A 19,686-nucleotide genomic window follows, 5' to 3' on the forward strand; every position below is an offset into this window, starting at 1 on the left:
GCCCGCATGCCCTGGGACCGGCGCCTCAGCGGCCGATCTGCTTGCGTCCCACCCTGCGCAGCCGGCGCCGCTGTGAGGGGTCCAGTGCGAGGTACGCCACCAGCGGGACTCCCACGACGAGCAGGAACGCCACCCACCCGGTCAGCCATATCAGCAGGATCAGTCCGACCGCCGCACCCCCTGCGGCGATCTTGTTATTCATGGACATGAGCGTCGCCTCCTCCGCGGCCACCGCCGCTCCCTGATCTGAGAACGACCTCGCGTCGGCCGCGGTTCCGCGTCCCCACCCTGAGACATCCCTGAGGTCTGCCCCTAGGTCGTACAGGGCCGGAGGCCGTTGTCGACCGTAGTGACGGCCGGGCAGCGCGGGGACTCGCCGCAGTACGAAGCCGCTGCCATCATCGAGTGGCCGTGACGGACACCCGCTTCAGGCGCTGAACACGGCGTTGCGTCGTAGCTGTTCCGCGCACCACCGGAAGTGCCCGTCCCGGTCGTCCAGGCCGAAGAGGTCGTAGGTCGTGAGGGCGTACGCGGCCTGATAGACGGTGAGGTCGCCGGCGGGTACCCGAGTTCACGGGCGAAGAGCCTGGTGAGTTCCGCGGTGTGCCCCTCGGCGTGCGGCCCGTACACCGGGTGGGCAGTTCGCGCTCATAGGCCGCGTGCGCGGAGTCGATCCGCATCGGGGCTCCGGGCAGCTCACGCTCGTACGTCACCAGGACGCCCTCGTGGTGCTCGACGCCGAAGATTAGACCAGCAGCCGCACAAAGCGCACTGGACGCATTCTTGCTGCGCCTCGCCCGCACCTCCGCCCCAGCTGCTCCACCGAGGGGCGAGGCCGGCGGCGGTCACGCGTGTCAGCAGGGCCACAGCGCTCGGACGCGGCAGCGGCAGCGGCAGCGGCAGCGGCAGCGGCAGCGGCAGCGGCAGCGGCAGCGGCAGCGGCAGCGGCAGCGGCAGCGGGCATTGTGCTGTACCCTCGGCGACTCCGGTCGAGTAGTCAAATTTGAGGAGTGCGGCAGAGCAGTGCAGACCATCCCCACGGCACCACCCTGCGACCCACCCGAACTGGACAGCTGCTCCGTCGTTTTCCTGCCGTCCGACCCCGCGCGGACGGGCCGGATCGGTTTCTGGAGACCGGACGGCGGGACTCCGCCCGCATGCGCGGAGGGTTCACTGGCCGATCTGGAGTTAGCGGTGCCCGCAGCGGACGGCGGCGTCGAACGCGTCCCGCTGCCCGTCCTGCTGCTTCCGGTCCGCAGTGCCCTTCCGCTGCTCACCCGCGCGCGTGCACTGCCGGGAGAGCACCGGGCCGCGGCCTTCTGGCGGACCGCGTACGAACTCGCCCTGGCCTTCCTGGCGCGCGGTCTGCTCCTGCCGGGGCTGTCCCCGGCCGACCACGACACCTGGCGCGTGGGCCCGCTGTCCGCCGGCGACGCGGAACTGGTCAGGGAACTCGCCGCCGCCATGCCTCCGGAGGCACACGCAGTGCCGCTCCCGGGGGACGGGCCGCTCTCGCTGCCCGACCCGGAGCGGCTGCTGTGTGCCTTCCTCGACGCGGTCGCCGACGTGCTCCCGCGCTCCCCCGCCGCCCCTCTGCTGACCGGCGGCCCCGCGTACGCGGCACCCGAGCCGCAGCGTCTGCCGGCGCTGCGGGCGTGGGCCGACGACATCGCCGCCGGGCATGACGCGGGGGTGCGGCTGTCGCTGCGTGTGGAGGCGCCCGGTCACGACGACGTCGTATCCCCGGACGGCGCCCCGGTCCGCTTCCGCGCTGTGCTCCAGGTGCACGGCCAGAGCGGTTCGGGGGACGTCATGGATGCCGCCGGCCTGTGGACCGGTGCGGATGCCGGCAGCCTGGCGTCCGCTCCGCGCGCGCGTGCCGACGCGTTGCTGGCGCTGCGCCGCGCCGCCCGGGCCTGGCCGCCGTTGGCACCTCTGCTCTCCGCCGCCGTGCCCGACGCCATGGACGTGGCCGACGAGGACATAGCCGACCTGCTGGGGCAGGGCGCGCGGGCGCTCGCCGCCGCGGGAGTCGACGTGCACTGGCCGAAGCACCTGGCGCGCGGCCTCACCGCGCACGTGGCCGTCGGCCCACCGGACGACGGCGCCGCCCCGCCCGGTGCGGCATCCGCACCGTCGTACCTCTCCGCGGACACGGGGGTCGCGTTCCGCTGGTGGTTCGACCTGGGCGGGCGGGAGTTGTCCAGGGACGAGCTGGACCGGCTCGCGGAGGCCAAGCGTCCCCTGGTGCGGCTGCGCGACGGGTGGGTGCTGGTCGATCCGCAGGAGGCGGACCGCGCCCGGTCGGAGCGGGACCGCACCCTCGCTCCCGTCGAGGCGCTGGCCGCGGCGCTGACGGGTTCGGCGGAGGTCGACGGCCGACAGGTGGACGTACGGCCCACCGGCTGGCTGGCGGGGCTGCGGGAACGGCTCACGGCCGGCGAGCCGACGGACCCGGTCGGACAGCCGCCGGGCCTGGCCGCGACCCTGCGTGACTACCAGCTGCGGGGCCTGGACTGGCTGGCCCGGACCACATCCCTGGGCCTGGGCTGCTGCCTGGCCGACGACATGGGCCTCGGCAAGACGATCACGTTGATCGCGCTGCATCTGCACCGGCAGACGGACCCCTCGGCGGCCGGTCCCACGCTCGTCGTCTGCCCGGCCTCGCTGCTCGGCAACTGGCAGCGGGAGATCGAGCGGTTCGCTCCCGGCACGCCGGTGCGCCGGTTCCACGGAGCAGGGCGCGCGCTCGGATCTCCGGCGGCCGGGGAGTTCGTCCTCACGACGTACGGGACGATGCGCATGGACGCCGCGGGCCTGGCCGGTGTGTCGTGGGGGATGATCGTGGCCGACGAGGCCCAGCATGTGAAGAACCCTTACTCCGCGACCGCGCGGGCACTGCGCACGATCGGCGCACGCGCGCGCGTGGCGCTCACCGGTACTCCGGTGGAGAACAACCTCACGGAGCTGTGGGCGATCCTCGACTGGACGACCCCGGGCCTGCTCGGCGGTCTCGGCGGCTTCCGCGCGCGCTACGCACAGCCCGTCGAGGGCGGCCGGGACCCCGCCGCCGCACAACGGCTCGCCCGGCTCGTCGGACCGTTTCTGCTGCGTCGGCGCAAGTCCGATCCGGGCATCGCACCGGAGCTCCCGCCGAAGACGGAAACCGATCATCCGGTGCCGCTCACGACCGAACAGGCGGGACTGTACGAGGCGTTGGTGCGCGAGACGCTGGACCGGATCGCTACAGCCGACGACATGGCACGCCGGGGCCTGATCGTGCAGTTGCTGACCGGCCTGAAGCAGATCTGCAACCACCCGGCACAGTTCCTGAAAGAGGAGGATCCGCGGCTCGCGGGGCGCTCGGGGAAGCTGGAGCTGCTGGACGAACTGCTCGGCACCATCCTCGCGGAGGGTTCGGGCGTGCTCGTCTTCACCCAGTACGTGCGCATGGCCCGACTGCTCGAACGGCACCTGGCGGCCCGTGGGGTGCCGTCGCTGCTCCTGCACGGCGGAACGCCGGTCGCCCGGCGGGAGGCCCTGGTACGGCGCTTCCAGGCGGGCGAGGCACCGGTGTTCCTGCTGTCGCTGAAGGCCGCCGGAACGGGACTGAACCTCACCCGTGCCGAGCACGTCGTGCACTACGACCGCTGGTGGAACCCGGCGGTGGAGGCGCAGGCCACCGACCGCGCCTACCGCATCGGGCAGACCCGTCCGGTCCAGGTGCACCGGCTGATCGCCGAGGGGACCCTGGAGGACCGCATTGCGGAGATGCTGGGCCGCAAGCGGGAGCTGGCCGACGCCGTGCTCGGCACCGGAGAGGCCGCTCTGACGGAGCTGTCGAACGAGGAACTGGCCGCACTGGTGGAACTACGCGGGGAGGCACGATGACTCACGACCACGACCACGACCAGAACGGCCGGGCGGAGCGGACGTTCGCCGCGCTGCCACCCGCGCGCGGGCGGGCCTTCGCGCAGAGCTGGTGGGGACGCGCCTGGCTGCAGTCCCTGGAGGACGCAGCCCTGGAAACGGCGGCGGTCAAGGCGGGACGCCGGCTCGCGCGCGCGGGCGGTGTCGGCGCGGTGACCGTGCGGCCTGGCCGGGTCACGGCCGTCGTACGCGACAGGGGAGGTGCGGCCCACCGGGCCGACGTCCTGCTGCCGGAGTTGTCCGACGGGGAGTGGGCGCGGTTCCAGGACCTCGTGGTGGAGCGGTCCGGACACATGGCCGCGCTGCTGGACCGGGAGCTTCCTCCCCACCTGATCGAGGACGCGGCGCTGTCCGGGATCGAGCTCCTGCCGGGCCTCGGCGATCTCGAACCGGCGTGCGACTGCGGGGCCTGGGACCACTGCGGACACACGGCCGCGCTGTGCCACCAGGTGGCGCGGCTGCTGGACGAGGATCCGTTTCTGCTGCTGCTGTTGCGGGGGCGGGGAGAGGACGCCTTCCTGACGGAGCTGCACGTCCGCAGCACCGCCGGGCCGTCCGGAGTGACACCCGAGGCCGCCGGAGTGGACGCGGCCGAGGCGTGGGCGGCTGCCGACATCCTGCCGCCACTGCCCGAGGTTCCGGGTCTTCCGCAGGCACCCGGCACGCCGCCGTCCCTCACCGCCGGGTCCGTCGTGGCTCCCGGAATCGACACCGCGGCACTGGAGCACCTGGCCGGTCGTACCGCTGTGGAGGCCTCCCGGCTGCTGGCCGCGATCCTGGGCGGCGAGGCGCCGGCCGAGGCCGGTCTGACGGCCGCTCAGGACGCCGTACGGCTGGCCTGCGGGCCGGCCCCCGCCGGCGTCGTCGAGCGGCTCGCCACCGGGTCGGGGCGTGGCCCTGACGGGCTCGCGGCGGCCGTGCGCGCGTGGCGGCTCGGGGGCGCGGTGGCGCTGACCGTGCTCGACGAGGAGCGTGAGGTGGAGGGCGTGGCCCTCGCACGCGCGCGTGCGGCTCTGGAAGCGGCCTGGGAGGAGGACGAGCGGCCGGTGTTCCACCGCAGCGGCAACCGGTGGACCGTTGCGGATGAAGGCGTTCAGCTGAGGCTCGACGGTGAGGGCCACTGGTGGCCGTATCGCGAGGAGGGTGACCACTGGGTGCCGACGGGCGGGGCGGACCCCGATCCCGCGACGGCACTGGCCTCGGCACGACCCGGCGCCGCTGAGGCTCGGGTCTCCTGATCCGCCGCCCTCAGGGGACCGGCAGGATCCGATGAGCGGCGGACGCCGGCCGTTCACCCTGCGGTCGTGCAACGTTCCTCCGGGGACCCAAGGGTGGCCGCAGCCCACGACGTTGTCCCCCAGGAGGCCTGATGTCCCCGCACGCCGCCGGCCGGCGCCGCGTCGCCCGTTCCGTCGCCACGGGGCTCCCCCTGGCTCTGGCCGCCGTCCTCGTGGCCGCGGGGACGGCCACGGCGGCGCCGTCCGGGGACGCCCGCGTCGTCCGTACGGCGACCCTCGGCGAGATCCCGCTCGGCGCGTTCAGCAACGCGCTGCTGCCCGGCAGCGTGGCCGACGACCACGGGGTGGAGCTCGGCGGCATCGGCAGCGACATCTACCCGGCGGGACGCGAGGGCGAGTACTGGACGGTGACCGACCGCGGTCCCAACGGCCAGATCAAGGTGGACGGCAAGAAGCGCCGCACCTTCCCGGTGCCGGGATTCGACCCCGCGATCGTCAGGATCCGGGTCTCCGGTCACACGGTCGAGGTCCTGGACGCGATCCCGCTGACCACCTCCTCCAGGAAGGCCGTCACCGGGCTGCCGAACCAGAGGAGCCGGGACGAGGCACCGTACACCTACGACGCGGGGACGCCGCTGTCCTACGACCCGAACGGCCTGGACACCGAGGGCATCGTGCGGGCCGGGGACGGCGGTTTCTGGCTCGTCGACGAGTACGGACCGTCCCTGGTGCACGTCTCCGCGCGCGGGCGGGTTCTCGCTCGCTATGTGCCCAAGGGACTCGCTCTGGCCGGAGCGGACTACCCGGTGGTGGAGGCGTTGCCGTCGATCCTGCTGCACCGCAGGACGAACCGCGGGTTCGAGGGGCTGGCGCAGCTTCCCGGCGGTGATCTGGTGATGGCCCTGCAGAGCCCGCTCTCGCTGCCCGACGCGGACGCCGGGGACGCCTCGCGCACCACGCGTCTGCTGCGTTTCTCGCCGCGCGAGAAGGCCGTCACGGCCGAGTACGCGTACCGCTTCGACCCGGTCGGCGTGGTCGACCCGGGCGAGGACGACACCTCCGAGCTGAAGATCTCGTCGGTGGTGGCGGTCGGCCGCGACCGGCTGCTCGTCGAGGAGCGCACCGACAGGGCTGCCCGCTTGCAGCTGGTCAGGCTGCGCGACAGATCCGACATCCTCGGCGGCCCGTGGGACGACGACACGACGTCGCCCTCGCTGGAGCAGCTGGAGGACCCGGCGGCCGTGGGGGTGCCGGTGCTGTCCAAGCGGCTCGTGGTGGACCTGGGCGAAGTGGCCGGGGTGCCCGGGAAGATCGAGGGCGTCGCGCGCGTGGACCACGACACGCTCGCGCTCGTCAACGACAACGACTTCGGGATGACGGACGGGGCGGACGCGTTCGACGCCCGGGGTCGCCTGGTCGACAGCGGGATCGAGACGACGGTGGTGTACGTCCGCCTGCCCAGGAAGCTGTGACGGGTCCGGCGGGCCGGCCCGCCGGACCCGTCACAGGACGGACAGCCCGCCAGACGGACAGCCCGCCAGACGGACGGTCCGCCGAACAGACGGTCCGCCGGACAGACGGTCCGCCGGACAGACTGGTATCAGGACGTCGTCAGATTGATCATCTTGTGGTCGGACAGTCCACCGTCGACGACACGGCACGCGTACGTGCGCCCCTGAGGGCCGAAGATGTAGTCGATCTTGTTGCCGCCGTCCGTGGCGGCACCGGTGTGCGGTGAGGTCGGGGTCGGCTGCCCGCACTCCTGGTGGTCCGGGTAGAGACTGTCGAGGTAACCGACATCCTTCGTGGCGGTGTTGAGGTCGCCGCCGTAGTACGTGGTGTAACCACCGGCCGTGAGGGTGTCGACGCTCCCCCGCATCTTCGCGGCCTGCTGGGGGCGGAAGAGGTTGTCCGGGTCGGTGTCGTCACCGGCGAGTTTGCCGTTGGAGTCGATGTAGGGACCGCTGCTGAAGTGGGCGTTGCAGTAGGCGGAACCCTCGGCCGGAACGACCGCGCAGAGCATGGGGCGCTGCTCCTTGCCGCTCGGCGACGGCAGGACGGTGCCCTGGTACCAGGTGTTGCTGTCGGGCATGGCAAGGGCGATGCCGAAGGCTCCTCGGTCGACGTGGTCGGTGCCGTCCGAGCAGTTCTTCTGGGCTCGGACGACCGTGCCGTCGGATGCGGTGGCCACGTTGTAGTACGTCGGCATGAACCGCACGTCCAGAGGGCCGGCCCAGCCTTCGAGCTTCAGCTCCAGGGGCTTCGCGGACTTCTCGCAGATCTCCTGGAAGAAGATCGCGTCGGGCCGCCGGGTGCCCATGGCGGCGTGGAGAGCGGCCGAGACGTCGTCCGCGACGGTCGCCGGCGGGGCGTACTTCAGGTCGCAGTCGGGGTCGGGGTTGTTGTTGGCGCAGACGTTCCAGGAGACGACGTCGCGCGCCCTGGGCGCCTGGGCGGTGGGCGCGGGCATGTTCGCGGTGTAGGCGCCCTCCGGGCCGATCTGCTCCAGGGTGAAGCGCTCCCAGGAACCGAGGCCGGCGGGGTCGGAGACGGACGTCCGTGCGCGCAGCAGGCCGTAGTCGGGGTAGCTGCCGAGTTCCGCGGCCACGTACTTGCCGTTGTGGGCCAGCAGTCCGAACGCGCCGCCGGACAGCGGCGTCAGCTTGAAGCGCTCCCAGGATCCGGTGGTCGTCCCCCGGGTGCGCAGCAGGGCTCCGCTGGCGTCGTCCTCCGCCGTGACGTAGTTGCCCGTGGCCTCGGAGCGGAAGCTGACCGTCGTTCCGTACCTCTTCACCTCCTCGACGTAGTCGGTGTGCAGGGTGAACAGCTCCCATCCCTTGGCCTCGGCAGCATCCGGGTTGGCCCTGAGCTTCATGTCACCGTCCGGCCCCGCGTAGACGGTCACGTAGTAGCCGTTGACCTTCAGCGCCCACCTCTGGCCCGCGGACGACGGGGGCACCGCGGTGTCGGCCGCGGCCGACGGTGCGGCCAGCGCCACAACGGCGCTGACGGCGGTGAGCACCGCCGCCAGCACGAGCCGTATTCGCTTGATCATGCTTGGTCCCTTGAGAACGCTCCGCACCTGTGCGCGGATGTCGACGCGGGGTGGATTCAAGCATGATCAAGAAGTGGGGGGCATGCACATGCCCTTCCCTGTTCCGTACCGCTCCCTGTTCCGTACCGCTCTCTGTTCCGTACCGCTCCGCTCTCTGTTCCGTTCCGTACCGCGCGCGTGGAGGCGTTCGCCCGCACGCGCGCGTGCGGTCAGCCCCGCGCCCCCAGCAGATGGTCCATCGCCAGCTGGTCAAGGCGCTCGAAGGCCATGCCGCGCGTGGCGGCCTCCTCCACGTCGAAGTCCTCGAAGGCCGCGCGGTCGGCGAGCAGGCCCTGCAGGCCGTCGGCCGCGGTCGGCTGGGCCAGCTGGTCCAGCCGCGACGCGCGCAGCGCCTCCTGCACCTCCGGGTCCGCACGGAAGGCGGCCGCACGCTCCTTGAGGATGAGGTAGTTGCGCATGCAGCCGGCCGCGGACGCCCAGACGCCGTCGAGGTCCTCGGTCCGCGGCGGCTTGAAGTCGAAGTGGCGGGGCCCTTCGTAACCCGCGCTCTCCAGGAGGTCGACGAGCCAGAAGGCGGCCCGCAGGTCGCCCGCGCCGAACCGCAGGTCCTGGTCGTACTTGATCCCGGACTGGCCGTTGAGGTCGATGTGGAAGAGCTTGCCCGCCCACAGGGCCTGCGCGATGCCGTGCGGGAAGTTCAGACCGGCCATCTGCTCGTGGCCGACCTCCGGGTTGACGCCGTACAGCTCGGGCCGCTCCAGGCGCTCGATGAAGGCCAGCGCGTGCCCGACGGTGGGCAGCAGGATGTCGCCGCGGGGCTCGTTCGGCTTGGGCTCGATGGCGAAGCGGAGATCGTAACCCTGGGAGACGACGTACTCGCCCAGCAGGTCGAAGGCCTCCTTCATCCGGTCCAGGGCGACGCGTACGTCCTTGGCGGCCCCGGACTCGGCGCCCTCGCGACCGCCCCACGCGACGTACGTCCTGGCGCCGAGCTCGGCCGCGAGGTCGATGTTGCGGATCGTCTTGCGCAGAGCGTAGCGGCGCACGTCGCGGTCGTTGGCGGTGAAAGCGCCGTCCTTGAAGACGGGGTGGGTGAAGAGGTTGGTGGTGGCCATCGGGACGGTCATGCCGGTGGCGTCCAGGGCCTGCCGGAACCGCTTGACGTGCGACTCGCGCTCGGTGTCCGAGGACCCGAAGGGGATCAGGTCGTCGTCGTGGAAGGTCACTCCGTGGGCGCCGAGCTCGGCCAGGCGCTGCACCGTCTCGACCGGGTCGAGGGCACGGCGGGTGGCGTCGCCGAACGGGTCCCTTCCCTGCCAGCCGACGGTCCACAGGCCGAAGGTGAACCTGTCCTCGGGGGTGGGCTGGTAGTTCATGCCGCGGCTCCTTGCTGCGTACGACTATTCGTCATGGCGGTTTACAAATTAGTATGCGGACGCACCGCTGGGAAGAGACAAGATGTCTTCGACAGCAAGGTGTCTTCGAAACAGCCCACCGCACGTCCCGCGGAGCCGCGGAAGAGGGAGAGCCCGATGTCAGCAGCCGAGGGTCCGCTCGTCGTCGGGGTGGACACGTCCACCCAGTCCACGAAGGCGCTGGTCGTCGACGCGTCCACCGGTCAGGTGGTGGCGAGCGGCCAGGCCCCGCACTCCGTGACCTCCGGAGCGGGCCGTGAGAGTGATCCGCGTCAGTGGTGGGACGCCCTGTGCGCGGCACTGCGCCAGTGCGGTGACGCGGCGCACGAGGCGGCGGCGGTGTCGATCGGCGGCCAGCAGCACGGTCTGGTCACCCTCGACGAGCACGGCGAGCCGGTGCGTCCGGCGCTGCTGTGGAACGACGTCCGCTCGGCACCGCAGGCGCGTCGGCTGGTGGACGAGCTGGGCGGACCGAAGGCCTGGGCCGAACGCACCGGCAGCGTGCCCGGGGCGTCCTTCACGGCCACCAAGTGGGCGTGGCTCGCCGAGCACGAGCCGGAGGCGGTCCGCGCGACCCGGGCGGTACGGCTCCCCCACGACTACCTCACCGAGCGCCTGACCGGACAGGGCACGACCGACCGCGGCGACGCCTCGGGCACCGGCTGGTGGGCGTCCGGGACGGAGGCGTACGACGAGGAGACCCTCGCGCACATCGGTCTCGACCCGGCGCTGCTGCCTCGGGTGGTGCGGCCCGGCGAGGTCGCCGGCACCGTGCGTGACAGCCACGACCTGCCGTTCTCCAAGGGCACGCTGGTGGCTCCGGGTACCGGCGACAACGCGGCGGCGGCGCTGGGCCTCGGCCTCAGGCCGGGCACCCCGGTGCTGAGCCTCGGCACCTCGGGCACCGTCTACGCCGTCTCCAGGCACCGCCCCACCGACCCGACCGGCACGGTGGCGGGCTTCGCCGACGCGCGCGGGGACTGGTTGCCGCTCGCGTGCACCCTGAACTGCACCCTCGCGGTGGACCGCGTCGCCGCCCTGCTGGGCCTGGACCGGGAGGCCGTGGAACCGGGCGGCTCGGTGACCCTCCTGCCGTACCTGGACGGCGAGCGCACCCCCAACCTTCCGCACGCCTCCGGACTGCTGCACGGGCTGCGCCACGACACCACCGCCGGTCAGCTGCTGCAGGCGGCCTACGACGGCGCGGTGCACGCGCTGCTCGGCGCCCTCGACCTGGTCCTCGACGAGGACGCGGACCGCGGCACCCCGCTGCTCCTGATCGGCGGAGGGGCCCGGGGAACGGCCTGGCAGCAGACGGTGCGCCGGCTGTCGGGCCGGCCCGTCCAGGTGCCGGAGGCCAAAGAACTGGTCGCCCTCGGCGCGGCGGCGCAGGCGGCCGGTCTGCTGACCGGCGAGGACCCCGCGGCGGTGGCCCGCCGCTGGAACACGGCCGCGGGCCCGGTCCTCGAGGCCGTGGAACGGGACTCGTCGGCGCTCGACCGGATCACCGGGGTACTCTCCGACGCGGCCCCGCTGCTGGAGCGGGACCCGAACACCCAGTGACCAGGCCGCCCGCCTCCAGCCGGGCGGCAGACACCGAGGATTGACGGAGGCATGACCGCACCGCTGCACGAGGCGCGTCCACAGAGCGCCGGACGCTCCCTGCCGGACACCCAGCAGGGCATGCGCCGGCGCAACCTCGCCCGGGTCCTGCACGCCGTCAGCGCCGAGGGCTCACTGTCCCGCGCGGCGGTCGCCTCACGGATCGGGCTGACCCGGGCGGCGGTGTCGACACTGGTGGACGAGCTGATCCGCTGGGGGTTGCTGGAGGAACTGGGCCCCGAGCGGCCGGGCCGGGTGGGACGGCCCGGGTCGGCGCTCGCGGTCAGCGGCCGGGGTCCGGCCGGGATCGGGGCGGAGATCGGCGTCGGCCATCTCGCGGTGTGCGCGGTCGACCTGCGCGGCGAGGTCCGGGCGCGGGCCGTGCGGCACGGCGCCAACCGGGGCCGGGCGGCCGGGCCCGTGATCGAGGAGCTGACGGAGCTGATCCGCCGGGTCGTCTCGGAGGCTGAGCGGGCGGAGCTCTGGCCCGCCGGTCTCGCGGTCGCCGTGCCCGGCCTGGTGGCCCGGGACGGACGGACCGTCGTGCGGGCCCCGAATCTCGACTGGCACGACACCGACCTCGGCCTCCTGCTCCCCGGCGACTGGCCGCTGACCGTGGACAACGAGGCCAACTTCGGCGCGCTGGCCGAGCTGTGGCTCGGAGCCGGCACCCCCGGTGACTTCCTGCACGTGTCCGCCGAGATCGGCATCGGCGCGGCCGTGGTCGTCGACGGCAGGCTGCTGCGCGGGACCCGGGGATTCGCGGGCGAGCTGGGCCATGTGCCCGTACGGCCGGACGGTCCCGCCTGCCCGTGCGGCGGCCGGGGCTGCCTGGAACAGTACGCGGGTGAGGACGCGGTACTGCGCGCGGCCGGGCTGGAACCGCGTGAGGATCTGGTGGGTCTGCTCGCCGAGCGCGCCGAGGACGGCGACGAGGGTGTACGGGCGGCTCTGCGGGACGCCGGTACGGCGCTCGGGATCGCCCTGACCGGGGCGGTGAACCTCCTCGACCCCGAGACTGTGGTCCTGGGCGGGGCCCTGGCCGGCCTCTCCCCCTGGCTGCTGCCGTCGCTGGAGGCGGAGCTGACGGGCCGCACGGCGGGCCCGGCCTGCCCCGTGGCTGTGTCCGCGCTGGGCCCGCAGGGTCCCCTGCTGGGCGCCGCCCACTCGGTCGTCCGAGCGGTGCTGGACGATCCGGCGATGGTGGCGGAGCGATCCTGAGCCGCCGGCTCGCCGCACGCCGGGGCCGTCCCCCACAGTTCCGTGGGGGACGTGCCCCCAGGATCCCGTGGTGGCACGGCCCCCGCGGTCCCGCGCTTCGCCCGATCGGGTGATCAAGTTATCCACAGCCCGCGACTTGTCCACGGAACCGCGGCACGCCCTTCTGCCCAACCGGCCCGAGTCGTACCGTGATTCACGCGGGGCGCAGCCGACGGACCGTCACGAAAGACCGACGACCCGTCATGTAGGCCGACGGTCCGTCATGTACGGCCGGCAACCCGTCACGTCCGTCGGCAAGTCGCCAGATCGCGCCGAGGGGCGTCATGGGTGGTGGACGACTTGTCACGCACGGGCAGGCGGCTCGTCATACACGGGCAGGCGGCTCGTCATACACGGGCAGGCGGCTCGTCACGTCAGGCACGCGCGGGCGGCGGGCGCTCGCGGAACGAGGGAAACGCGCAGGCGACAGGTGGCAGCGGACTGACACGCACCAGGGGGACACATGAACGAGGAGCCGACCGGGGCGCTGCGGCGCGATGCGATCGGGTTGCGCGAGGTGCTTTTCCAGAGCGTCACGGCGATGGCGCCGGCCGCCGCGGTGGCCGCGTCGATTCCGTCCGGCGCCGCCTTCGCGGGCGGCAGCCTTCCCCTGGCGGTGCTGGTCGCCCTGGTGGCCTGCCTGTTCACCGCCTCCTGTGTGGCGGAGCTGGCCCGGGAGCTGCCCGCGGCGGGCTCGGTGGCGACATACGCGGCCCGGGGCCTGCACCCGGCCGTCGGCTTCCTCGTCGGGTGGGCGTACGTCTTCGTGGAGATGCTGGTGCCACCGCTGCTGCTCCTGCAACTGGGCTTCACGGCGGCCGCCACACTGCACGAGGAGTGGTCCGCGTACCCGGCGGACCTGTGGTGGCCGTGGGCACTGGCGGGAGCCGCGGTGATCGCCGTGGCCGGATACCTCGGCGTCCGCGCCTCGGCCCGCTTCGGCACCGTCCTCGGTGTCTTCGAGATCCTCGTCCTCCTCGTGTTCGCGGTGCTGCTCATCGGCAAGGCGGGCGGCGCGAACACCCTGACGGTGTTCGGCACGGCGCACACCGCCGACGGATACACGGGGGCCGCCGGGGTGTTCGCCGGGTCCGTGTACACGGTGCTGGCGTTCGCCGGCTTCGAGGCGGCGGCGCCGCTCGCCGAGGAGACCCGCGACCCGCGGCGGACCATGCACCGCGCGGTCCTGGGCGCGGCCCTGGGCATCGGCCTGTTCTACGTGCTCACGACGTATGCGATGACCGTCTACTTCGGCCCCGACCGGTTCGCGGAGTTCGGCGCCTCGGGCGCGGCCTCCTGGGAGGGCGTCGCCCGGTCTTCCTTCGGTCTGTTCTGGGTGCTGGTGTTCCTCGCGGTGGTCAACTCCACGATCGCGAACGCCAACGCGTGCGCGAACGTCTCGACCCGCACGGCCTTCGCCCTGGCCCGCGTCCGGGTCCTGCCCGGCCTGCTCGCCACGCTCCACCCACGGCACCGCTCCCCCGTGGCCGGCATCGCCGTGCAGACCGTCGTGGCCGTCACGGCGGTGCTGGGACTCGGCTTCGCCTACGACCCCGTGACCGCGTTCCTGCTCCTCGCCACCGTGATCGTCACCGTCGTCGTCGGCGTCTACATCATCGTGAACCTCTCCTGCACCGGGCACTTCCTGCGCCGTGGCCGGGCCGCCTTCAAGCCGGTACGGCACCTGCTGTTCCCGGTGCTGGGCATCGCCGCGTTCGTCCCCGCCCTGCTGACGGCCGCCGGTCTCCCGGTGTTCGACTTCGTCACGGAACTGACGGCTCCGGTGTCCTACGCCGGTCCGGTCGTCGGCGCCTGGCTGGGGGTGGGCGTGCTCGTCCTGCTGGTGCTCGTACGACGGCATCCCGAGCGCATAGCCGAGACCGCGCGGGTGCACCTCGACGCGTACGGCCCCGACGCCGACCGGCAGAGCGGGACCGCGCCCCGCTGACCCGCCGATTGGCAGAGCGAGACCCTGCCCCGCTGACCCGCCGACCCGCTGACCCGCCGACCCGCCGACCCGCCGACCGGGACTGCGCCTGGCTGACCGGTGGTCACCGCGAGGCCGACCACGTCGTATCCGGCCTCGTTCACGCCCAGGTCGCGAGCCCCGGCCGGCCCCCTCACCTCCCCGCCCGCCCGGCTGACCACCCCGGCCGACCTGTTGCACCGACCTGACGACCCGCCCCACGAAAGGAGCCACGCCACGATGACCGAGCCCCGCATCCTCACCGTGCGCCCGGAACCGGACCAGTACGCCTGGACGTTCGGCGGAGCAGCACCCTTGGCACGGATCGCTCCGGGCACCGTCCTCGACCTGTACACGGAGGACTGCTTCGCCGGCCGGATCCGCTCCGAGAAGGACCTCGTGTCCGAGGTGTGCGAGTTCCCCTACCTCAATCCGCAGACCGGCCCCTTCCACATCGAGGGCGCCGAGCCCGGCGACACCCTGGCCGTGCACTTCGTGTCGATCGAACCGGCCCGCGACTGGGCGGCGTCCACGACGGTCCCCCTCTTCGGCGCCCTCACCTCCACCCACACCACTGCCACGCTGCAGCCACCGCTGCCGGAGCGGGTCTGGATCTGGCAGTTGGACCGGGCCCGGCGGACCGCCCTGTTCCAGGCGCGGGACAGCGACATCCGGGTGGAGCTGCCCCTGGACCCGATGCACGGCACGGTGGGCGTGGCACCCGCCAACCTGGAGGTGCGCTCGGCCCTGGTGCCGGACGCGCACGGCGGGAACATGGACACGCCCGAGATGCGGGCCGGTGTCACCTGCTACCTGGGCGTCAACGTCGAGGGCGCCCTGCTCAGCCTCGGCGACGGGCACGCCCGGCAGGGGGAGGGCGAGACCTGCGGAGTGGCCGTGGAGTGCGCGATGAACACGGTGGTGGTCGTGGACCTCCTCAAGGGCGTGGCCACACCGTGGCCCCGGCTGGAGTCGGACACGCACATCATGTCGACCGGATCGGCCCGCCCGCTGGAGGACGCGTTCCGCATATCCCAACTCGACCTGGTGCACTGGCTTGTGCGCGACTACGGGTTCAGTGAGCTGGACGCGTACCAGTTCGCAACCCAGACGGTCGAGTCACCGTTGGCCAACGTATGCGACACGAACTACACCTGCGTGGCCAAGCTCCGCAAGGAGTGGCTGCCCGCACGGGAGACGTACCGCGGTGTGCACGCACGGCTGAGGGAGACGGCGCGGGTCCTGCGCGGCTGAGGTCTGCGCCGTACCCCTCCAAAGGCCCCGCCGGACCACGCGAAGCCGCCAGACAACGCGAACGCACCGCCAGACAACGCGAACGCACCGCCAGACAACGCGAACGCACCGCCAGACAACGCGAACGCACCGCCAGACAACGCGTACGCACCGCCAGACAACGCGTACGCACCGCCAGGCCACGCGAACGCACCCGCAGGGCACCCGCGACGGCCTGGCGAAACCGCCCGGAAAGGCATCCCGAAGAAGCTCCCCGAAAAACTCTCCGAACAGCTTCCCGAAAGGCATCCCGCCATGGACACGAACCGAGCGGAACCGAGGCTCAGCCGGCGACGGCTGCTGAAGGGCGCGGCCCTCGCCGCCGTCCCCTACGCACTGCTTCCCGACCCGCGTGCCGGAGCACAGACGGGGTTCGTCGACTACCCGCTCGCCGAGTGGCGGCCGGCGAGCGGTTCCAACTACACGGTGTCCGACCGCCCCGACGACTACGCCATCGACCGGGTGATCATCCACGTCACGCAGGAGACGTACGCCAACACGCTGGCGATCTTCGCCAATCCGCAGAAGAAGGTCTCCGCGCACTATCTGGTCCGCTCGGCGGACGGGCACGTCGCCCAGTGCGTGCACGAGGCCGACATCGCCTGGCACGCGGGCAACTGGTCCTACAACACACGCAGCATCGGCATCGAGCACGAGGGCTGGGTGGACCAGCCCGCCTACTTCACCGACGCCCTCTACGAGGAGTCGGCGAGACTCACGGCGGCGATCTGCACGGCGTACGGCATCCCCCGGGACAGAGAGCACATCATCGGCCACTACGAGGTGCCCGGCACCGACCACACCGACCCGGGGCCGCACTGGGACTGGGTGCGCTACATCAGACTGGTCAACTTCGCCTAGCCGGGAGGAGCCGCTTGTCGCACAGGTTGTCCCAGCGAACACGTGGGGTGACGATGGTCCGAGCCACCGTGGTACCGCCGTTCCACCGTCCGGGGAGGCCGAGTTGACCGATCCGTGGGTTGCCCTGGAGCCAGGGGCCGACCCCGCCGAGCGCGTCCGGGCCCTGCGCCGTGCGCACGAGACGTTCACCACGGCGGGGACGGTGCCGCGCCCGGTGCGGTCGGTGGTGGCGGAGTCGTGGCGGCGCAGCGCGCGGGCGGGTGTCGGGCCGGACGGCACCGCCAGTGTGGAACTGTCCGACGGCGACCTCGGCGCCTACCGCGCGGAGCACCCCCTGGCCCGGGTGATGCCCCTGTTCCGGGAGCTGATGGGCACGTTCGCGGCCGACGGCGAGCATCTGCTGGCGGTGTGCGACGCGCACGGCAGGCTGCTGTGGGTGGAGGGGCATGCGGCGACCCGGCGGCGCGCGGACCGGATGAACTTCGTCCCGGGCGCGCGCTGGTCGGAGAGCGCGGTCGGCACCAACGCGCCGGGCACCGCGGTAGCCGTGGACCGGCCCGTGCAGGTGTTCGCCGCCGAGCACTTCATACGGCGGGTGCAGCCGTGGACGTGTGCCGCCGCTCCGGTGCACGACCCCCGCACCGGACGGGTCCTCGGAGCCGTGGACATCACCGGCGGCGACGGGCTCGCCCATCCGCACAGCCTCGGTTTCGTGCAGGCGGTGGCGCGGGCGGCGGAGGCGCAGCTCGCCCTGCTCGCCCCGCCGGGCGTCGCCGGGGAGGGGCCGCTGCTCAGCGCGCTGGGCCGGGACGAGGCCGAACTGGCCGTCGACGGACGGCGGATCAGGCTCAGCCGCCGGCACAGCGAGATCCTCGTGCTGTTGTCGCGGCACCCCGAGGGCCTGAGCGGGGACGAGCTGCTGTGCGCCCTGTACGCGGACGAGTCGGTGACGCCGGTGACGCTGCGGGCGGAACTGGCCCGGCTGCGCAGGCTGCTGGGACCGGAGCTGCTCGCCTCACGGCCGTACCGGCTGACGGCCGCGGTCGAGTCGGACGCCACCGTGGTCGAGCGGCGGCTGGAGACGGGCGGGCTCACCGCGGCGGCCAAGGCGTACGCCGGGCCCCTGCTGCCCGGCTCGCAGGCCCCGGCGATCGTCCGGCTGCGGGAGCGGCTCGCGAGTGCGCTGCGCACCGCGCTGATCGCGCACCGCGATCCCGACCTGCTGGCGGACTGGGCACACGCTCCGTGGGGCGAGGAGGACATCGAGGTGTGGCGGGCGCTCGCCGTGGTGCGTCCGACGGCACCGGTCCGTGCCCGGCTCGCCGCGCTGGAGGCCGAACTGGGCGTACCGGCCGGCCCGGCACCGGCACGGACCCGCGGTGCAACGTACTTGCAACGTCCGCCTGCCTAGCCTCGCGGCGAGAGCTGCCCAACGGCGGGCAGCGCTGCACCGGGAGGCAGACCAGGATGACTCGTTACGCGGCGCCGGGCACCGAGGGCTCGATCGTCTCCTACCAGGCGCGCTACGACCACTTCATCGGCGGTTCCTACGTGCCGCCCGCGCGCGGGCAGTACTTCGAGAATCCGTCGCCGGTCAACGGGCAGCCGTTCACGGAGATCGCGCGGGGTACCGCGGAGGACGTCGAGCGGGCGCTGGACGCGGCGCACGAGGCGGCGCCCGGGTGGGGCCGTACACCGGTGGCGGAGCGGTCCGACATCCTGTTGAAGATCGCCGACCGGATGGAGGCGTACCTGGAGCCGCTGGCGGTGGCCGAGAGCTGGGAGAACGGCAAGCCGGTGCGGGAGACGCTGGCGGCCGACATCCCGCTCGCGATCGACCACTTCCGTTACTTCGCGGGGGCGATCCGGGCGCAGGAGGGTTCGCTGGGCGAGCTGGACGACGACACGGTGGCGTACCACTTCCACGAGCCGCTCGGGGTCGTGGCGCAGATCATCCCGTGGAACTTCCCGATCCTGATGGCGGCCTGGAAGCTGGCGCCGGCGCTGGCCGCGGGGAACGCGGTGGTCCTCAAGCCGGCCGAGCAGACCCCGGCCTCCATCCACTACTGGCTGAGCCTGATCGCGGACCTGCTGCCGCCGGGCGTGCTGAACATCGTCAACGGCTTCGGTGTGGAGGCGGGCAAGCCGCTGGCGTCGAGCCCGCGGGTGGCGAAGGTCGCGTTCACCGGGGAGACCACGACCGGGCGGCTGATCATGCAGTACGCCTCGGAGAACATCAAGCCGGTCACCCTGGAACTCGGCGGGAAGTCGCCGAACATCTTCTTCGACGACGTGTGGGCGCACGACGACGACTTCCGCGACAAGGCGCTCGAAGGTTTCACGATGTTCGCGCTCAACCAGGGCGAGGTCTGCACGTGCCCGTCCCGGGCGCTGGTCCAGCGCGGCCACTACGCGGAGTTCCTGGAGGCGGCCGTCGAACGCACCCGGCGCATCAAGCCGGGCCACCCGCTGGACACCGACACGATGATCGGCGCGCAGGCCTCCAACGACCAGTTGGAGAAGATCCTCTCCTACCTGGACATCGGCCGCCAGGAGGGCGCGAGGGTCCTCACGGGCGGGGAACGCGTCGAGTACGACGGCGAGTTGAAGGGCGGGTACTACGTCCAGCCGACCATCTTCGAGGGCGACAACCGCATGCGGATCTTCCAGGAGGAGATCTTCGGTCCCGTCGTCTCGGTGGCCTCCTTCGACGACTTCGACGACGCGATCAAGATCGCCAACGACACGCTGTACGGCCTGGGCGCGGGCGTGTGGACCCGGGACATCAACACCGCCTACCGCGCGGGCCGCGCCATCCAGGCGGGCCGTGTGTGGACCAACTGCTACCACGCCTACCCCGCGCACGCGGCGTTCGGCGGCTACAAGCAGTCCGGGATCGGCCGCGAGACGCACAAGATGATGCTGGAGCACTACCAGCAGACCAAGAACCTCCTCGTGTCGTACTCGCCGAAGAAGCTGGGCTTCTTCTAGACACGGTGGCCGAGGGGCGCCTGGCCGGGAGGGTGTGCCGGGCAGGCGCCTGGGCGGTGCGGGCGGTGCACAGCA

13 protein-coding genes are annotated in these 19,686 nt (G+C 72.5%); 10 read left to right on the forward strand and 3 right to left on the reverse strand.

What is annotated here, in order from left to right; translation table 11 throughout:
* Positions 1-25: 25 nt before the first annotated feature.
* Complete coding sequence (locus IEZ20_RS20810) at positions 26-208, reverse strand: tail-anchor membrane protein (RefSeq protein ID WP_189300896.1); 183 nt, start codon at positions 206-208, stop codon at positions 26-28.
* Positions 209-1,023: 815 nt separating this feature from the next.
* Between IEZ20_RS20810 and IEZ20_RS20815 the strand changes: the two genes are divergently transcribed.
* The 3 genes from IEZ20_RS20815 (at position 1,024) to IEZ20_RS20825 (ending at position 6,640) form a co-directional block, all read left to right on the forward strand.
* Positions 1,024-3,891 carry an SCO1167/SCO6262 family helicase gene (locus tag IEZ20_RS20815; RefSeq protein ID WP_189300898.1) on the forward strand — a complete coding sequence of 956 codons (2,868 nt, stop codon included), beginning with the start codon at positions 1,024-1,026 and terminating at the stop codon, positions 3,889-3,891.
* Positions 3,888-5,168 carry an SWIM zinc finger family protein gene (locus IEZ20_RS20820; protein WP_189300900.1) on the forward strand — a complete coding sequence of 427 codons (1,281 nt, stop codon included), beginning with the start codon at positions 3,888-3,890 and terminating at the stop codon, positions 5,166-5,168. Before IEZ20_RS20815 ends, IEZ20_RS20820 begins: the two co-directional genes overlap by 4 nt.
* Positions 5,169-5,299: 131 nt before the next feature.
* Positions 5,300-6,640, forward strand: a complete 1,341-nt coding sequence (locus IEZ20_RS20825) for an esterase-like activity of phytase family protein (protein WP_189300901.1) — start codon at positions 5,300-5,302, stop codon at positions 6,638-6,640.
* 128 nt (positions 6,641-6,768) lie between these two features.
* Here the strand turns inward: IEZ20_RS20825 and IEZ20_RS20830 are convergent, their stop codons facing one another.
* Both IEZ20_RS20830 and xylA read right to left on the reverse strand, forming a co-directional pair.
* The gene (locus tag IEZ20_RS20830) at positions 6,769-8,223 is read right to left on the reverse strand and encodes a fascin domain-containing protein (protein ID WP_189300903.1); all 1,455 of its coding nucleotides are present in this window, start codon (positions 8,221-8,223) and stop codon (positions 6,769-6,771) included.
* A gap of 209 nt (positions 8,224-8,432) precedes the next feature.
* On the reverse strand, positions 8,433-9,599 hold the full coding sequence (gene xylA, locus IEZ20_RS20835) for a xylose isomerase (RefSeq protein WP_189300905.1): 1,167 nt from the start codon (positions 9,597-9,599) through the stop codon (positions 8,433-8,435).
* Positions 9,600-9,755: 156 nt separating this feature from the next.
* Between xylA and xylB the strand changes: the two genes are divergently transcribed.
* The 7 genes from xylB (at position 9,756) to exaC (ending at position 19,611) form a co-directional block, all read left to right on the forward strand.
* Positions 9,756-11,201, forward strand: a complete 1,446-nt coding sequence (xylB, locus tag IEZ20_RS20840) for a xylulokinase (protein ID WP_189300907.1) — start codon at positions 9,756-9,758, stop codon at positions 11,199-11,201.
* Positions 11,202-11,252: 51 nt separating this feature from the next.
* Complete coding sequence (locus tag IEZ20_RS20845; RefSeq protein WP_189300909.1) at positions 11,253-12,461, forward strand: ROK family transcriptional regulator; 1,209 nt, start codon at positions 11,253-11,255, stop codon at positions 12,459-12,461.
* A 502-nt stretch (positions 12,462-12,963) separates the two neighbouring features.
* Positions 12,964-14,448, forward strand: coding sequence for an APC family permease (locus IEZ20_RS20850; protein WP_189300911.1), 1,485 nt, complete (start codon positions 12,964-12,966; stop codon positions 14,446-14,448).
* A gap of 258 nt (positions 14,449-14,706) precedes the next feature.
* A complete protein-coding gene (locus IEZ20_RS20855; RefSeq protein WP_189300913.1) occupies positions 14,707-15,720 on the forward strand; it encodes an acetamidase/formamidase family protein in 1,014 nt (337 codons plus the stop codon).
* Positions 15,721-16,014: 294 nt separating this feature from the next.
* On the forward strand, positions 16,015-16,620 hold the full coding sequence (locus IEZ20_RS20860; RefSeq protein WP_189300915.1) for an N-acetylmuramoyl-L-alanine amidase: 606 nt from the start codon (positions 16,015-16,017) through the stop codon (positions 16,618-16,620).
* Between the two features lie 103 nt (positions 16,621-16,723).
* Complete coding sequence (locus IEZ20_RS20865; protein ID WP_189300917.1) at positions 16,724-18,031, forward strand: GAF domain-containing protein; 1,308 nt, start codon at positions 16,724-16,726, stop codon at positions 18,029-18,031.
* A 56-nt stretch (positions 18,032-18,087) separates the two neighbouring features.
* Positions 18,088-19,611 carry an acetaldehyde dehydrogenase ExaC gene (gene exaC, locus IEZ20_RS20870; protein ID WP_189300919.1) on the forward strand — a complete coding sequence of 508 codons (1,524 nt, stop codon included), beginning with the start codon at positions 18,088-18,090 and terminating at the stop codon, positions 19,609-19,611.
* Positions 19,612-19,686: the final 75 nt, after the last annotated feature.

It is taken from the genome of Streptomyces cinerochromogenes (assembly GCF_014648635.1).
Taxonomy (GTDB): Bacteria; Actinomycetota; Actinomycetes; order Streptomycetales; family Streptomycetaceae; genus Streptomyces; species Streptomyces cinerochromogenes.